At 40.8% G+C, this 3,722-nt stretch carries 4 protein-coding genes and 1 pseudogene; 3 read left to right on the top strand and 2 right to left on the bottom strand.

Translation table 11 applies throughout. From position 1 onward, the window contains the following. Nucleotides 1-283 (bottom strand): Rpn family recombination-promoting nuclease/putative transposase (locus F6K37_RS34630; protein WP_287255353.1); only part of this gene is annotated, 283 nt, incomplete at its 3' end. A 452-nt stretch (nucleotides 284-735) separates the two neighbouring features. Next, a complete protein-coding gene (locus F6K37_RS34625; protein ID WP_287255351.1) occupies nucleotides 736-933 on the bottom strand; it encodes a hypothetical protein in 198 nt (65 codons plus the stop codon). A gap of 59 nt (nucleotides 934-992) precedes the next feature. Between F6K37_RS34625 and F6K37_RS34620 the strand changes: the two are divergent. From F6K37_RS34620 to F6K37_RS34610, 3 genes and pseudogenes are all read left to right on the top strand, one after another. Then, nucleotides 993-2,366, top strand: a pseudogene (locus tag F6K37_RS34620) (RNA-guided endonuclease InsQ/TnpB family protein). Between the two features lie 45 nt (nucleotides 2,367-2,411). Next, entirely contained in the window at nucleotides 2,412-2,645 is a 234-nt protein-coding gene (locus tag F6K37_RS34615) for a hypothetical protein (RefSeq protein WP_287255354.1), read from the top strand. A gap of 457 nt (nucleotides 2,646-3,102) precedes the next feature. After that, the gene (locus tag F6K37_RS34610) at nucleotides 3,103-3,633 is read left to right on the top strand and encodes a tetratricopeptide repeat protein (protein WP_287255349.1); all 531 of its coding nucleotides are present in this window, start codon (nucleotides 3,103-3,105) and stop codon (nucleotides 3,631-3,633) included. The last annotated feature ends 89 nt before the right edge of the window (nucleotides 3,634-3,722 follow it).

Genomic DNA, 3,722 nt, shown 5'->3' with positions numbered 1-3,722 from the left:
ACAAGTTATAAACCACTCGCTTCTTGAAAGCTTCCACATTCCAGAGTTGCATCTCGATGATGACAGTCGTTCCATCCTCTAATACTGCCTTAACATCTAGATAAGTGTCTTTTAAATTCACTACATCCCCGGCGCTATAGGGATCAATAATTTCTAAATCCTGGATGACGGAATTACCAGAGTAGATCATGGCATTGAGGAAGGAAATCAGAATATCCTTACTCTGATCTGAGCCAAAGATTTTCTTGAAAGCAAAGTCAGTTTTGGGACTGATGAATCTCATGGTTTTATACCTTTACTAGGTTTATTTATAGCGATTTTAAATTAGGTGAGGTACAGAGTAATGGGTTTTAGGGAACAGGGAATCGGGAATCGGGAATCGGGAATCGGGAACAGGGAATCGGGAATCGGGAATCGGGAATCGGAAATAGGGAATCGGGATGCGCTGCTTCAAGACAGGGAATCAACGTCAAATAAGACTATCATCATAACTGCGATCAACACTATAATTCTGGTTATTTACTATTATTTATTACCTATTTATTATTATAGCCATTTTCAATTTATTAATAAAAAAAAATTTCCTAAACCCCTTGACACTAAATTAATTAGTTGATATATTAATAAGGTAAGCAGTTTTAAGGAATTACTACCAAAACATCCTGAAACGTGAGAGCCCTGTGTCTAATGACCGGGGGTGAAACGGAGAGACGGGGTAAACCCCGTCGTGTCCTTTTAGTCTTTACTTATTTCAGCTCTAATTATTTTTTCTACAAGTTCTACCACACTAGTACTTGAATCTTTAGCTGACAACTGAAGCCATTTCCAAGTAGTCCCAGTCAGCCAAATAGTATGGGGCTTTTTTAATTCCTCGTGATCTACAGGAACCCCTCTCATTCTCTTTTTCGTTTTCCGTCCATTTGTTGTTGTCATTTTTAGAACCAGTGTCTAGACTAGATATATATATTAACAAGCTTTGGAGGTGATATCAAGTGTATAGAACAATCCCAGTAAGAGCTAACTTCTCTGAAGAGGAGAGGGTCTTTTGGGAATTTCAGTGCAAGCAAGCCAACAGTCTTTTGAATTGCGCTATTTATTACGCAAAACAGAAGCACTATCAATGGCTTGAACAAAGCGAAGCTTTTACTACCTACTGGAGAGGGGACGAGCTAAAAGCTGGATGGAAGACCTATAAATGCAAAGTGGGATATTCGGAGCTCTGTAAGGAACTGAAAGAGAATGCTCACTATAAAGGAATGGCAGCTCAGTCAGCGCAACAAACTCTTAAGTCTGTAGCAGAATCTTTAGCTAGTTATAACCAGCTTGTAGGCTTTTATTACAAAGGAGAAGCAGTACGGCCATTATTTCCCCGTTATAGAAAGAAAGGAGGATACGCTGCTGTCACTTTTCCCCGACAAGCTCTTACTTACAAGCAAGGAGTCTTTTATCCTTCGGTCAGCTTCGAAAGTAAGCCAGAATTGCTGACTCTTATAACTTTAGACCCCCCTGATTTTATAGATCCAGACTGGGTAAAAGAAGTTACAGTTAGACCATGTTACGGGCAATTATGGATTGACTGGGTCATTGACGATGGGAAAGAACCAGTTTCTGTTAATAGTAAATTAGATTATTCTCAAGCCTTAGGTATAGATCACGGTGGGGACAATTGGCTCACCGGCGTGACCACTTTAGGCAAAAGCTTTATCATTGATGGAAAAAAGCTTAAATCAATGAATCAGGGATACTCCCGTCTAGTAGCAAAATACAAAATGGGCAAGCCATAATTCTATTGGGATTCTAACCTTGATCGAATTCAACTAAGGCGCAACAACCAAATGCGCGACGCCATAAACAAGGCAGCTAGATTTATTGTAAATCGCTGTTTGGTTGATGGAATTGGGAACGTTGTAATTGGTTGGAATGAAGGACAAAAACAGCGCTCCAATCTGGGTAACAAAAGGAATCAAAGATTTGTTGTAATTCCCACCAAAAGATTGATTAATAGGTTAGAACAGCTTTGTTATGAATATGGAATCAACTTGATAATTACTGAAGAATCGTATACGAGTAAAGCGTCTTTCTTGGACGGAGATTCCTTACCGAAACATGGTGAAAAACCCGCAGGATGGAACCCTTATGGAAAAAGAGTTAGACGTGGATTATATAGGACAACTTCAGGAAAGTTGATCAACGCCGATGCTAACGGCGCTGCCAACATTCTAAAAAAAGTAACCACACAGTCATTTGACATGACTAAGGTGGCTAGGGAAGCTTTGACACTTCCGCATCGATATGATTTATTCAATTCCATGTCTAAATCATATCGATATAAGAGTGAAGAAGGACGGGTTTACCCTCCTGAGTAACATCCTTATAGAATCCCCCTCTTTTAAGTGGGGGAGATGTCAATGATGAATAACAACCTTCCGCCTAACTCCGATGAAAATACCAACCCTGAAAACCCAGGTCGTAAACCTAAAAAAGTCAAGCACATCTTGGTCGGTTCTCCTAAACAAGTTCGCAAAACAATTAATGCTATCTATTCCCTTAAATACGCCTATCCCGACGAGTGGAGCGCTTTCGAGCCTACCGGAAAATCTGGTCAGGTTACGACTTTTTTGATTCGATACTTATACCTAGACTAGGATAGTAAATTGCCAGGGCGTCGCCCTGGCGACCAGGAATGGTAAAAATTGTTTTGTGGAGGGGTATACATCAGGATGAAGGATGAGTTGGGATGTAGTTACTTTCGAGTAGTTGCTGACTAATTCGATAATAATTTATTAGTTGATCAGTAGTGATTTAGATTTGAGTGCAGCTCAGCTGTACTTGTGGAAGCTTACATAATATAAATCGGTCAAGACTTGGGGTTAACCAGAACTTGACCGAATTTTTTTTATTGATTTATTGCTATATATCCTGAGCAGGCATTTTTATATATGTAGTCAGATAATGTCCTGATAATTACCCTTAATCACAATCTGCCCCATCTCTCCATCAATCTTCTTGATGATGGGTATTCAACCGGACTTGATCTAAGGCAGCCCCCCTGGTGCTTTTGAAGGACTTGCTTTTTTTGTGATCAACAAAAAACGACTAACAATGGACGAAATCTCAGAAACCCCTACCTCAGCTAATCCCTCATCCCAAGACTATCGCCAATTCTTGATGGAGGTATTGCTAGCGATCGCTCACAGCAATGGCGACCCCAAAGTCGTCTACCCACTCCTGCAAGCCAACCTAGACAAACTCGATGATAACTTTATCCATACCCTTCAAGCCTGGGCTAGTGCTAAATTCTCAGAAGCGGAACCAGAAACAGCAGAACGCATTGCTAGAAATATTGGCAACTTCAGCAACCTGATCAAGAATTTTCCACTGGGCAATAAAGCCAATAACGTGGAAATCGCTATGGCTGGTTACGAACAGCTGCTAACAGTTTTTACCCGTGAGAGTAACCGGGAAATTTGGGCAGCTATTCAAACCAACCTGGGCAATGCTTACTATCAAAGAATCCACTACCACAGGGCTGAGAATCTAGAACTTGCTATTGCCGCATACCAACTAGCCTTGTCAGTTTACACCAAACAAGACGGGTGTGGCTCTTTTGGAAAGACGTTTGGTCAGGTTTAGAGAGGTATCGGAAGAGTAGGAGGAGCAGTAATAGAGCAACGAGCTTGAATTAGTCGTTTCATCAAAGGAAGGCCATCTTTGTACAAAGA

Source organism: Moorena sp. SIO4E2 (assembly GCF_010671945.1).
Lineage (GTDB): Bacteria > Cyanobacteriota > Cyanobacteriia > Cyanobacteriales > Coleofasciculaceae > Moorena > Moorena producens.
Note: the sequence above shows the minus strand (reverse complement) of the source record. Positions and strands in the feature narration are given on the sequence as shown.

Bases quoted from the DNA above. Each gene is read 5' to 3' on its own strand.
- F6K37_RS34625 (WP_287255351.1), bottom strand. From the start codon at position 933: ATGACAACAACAAATGGACGGAAAACGAAAAAGAGAATGAGAGGGGTT.
- F6K37_RS34615 (WP_287255354.1), top strand. From the start codon at position 2,412: ATGAATAACAACCTTCCGCCTAACTCCGATGAAAATACCAACCCTGAA.
- F6K37_RS34610 (WP_287255349.1), top strand. From the start codon at position 3,103: ATGGACGAAATCTCAGAAACCCCTACCTCAGCTAATCCCTCATCCCAA.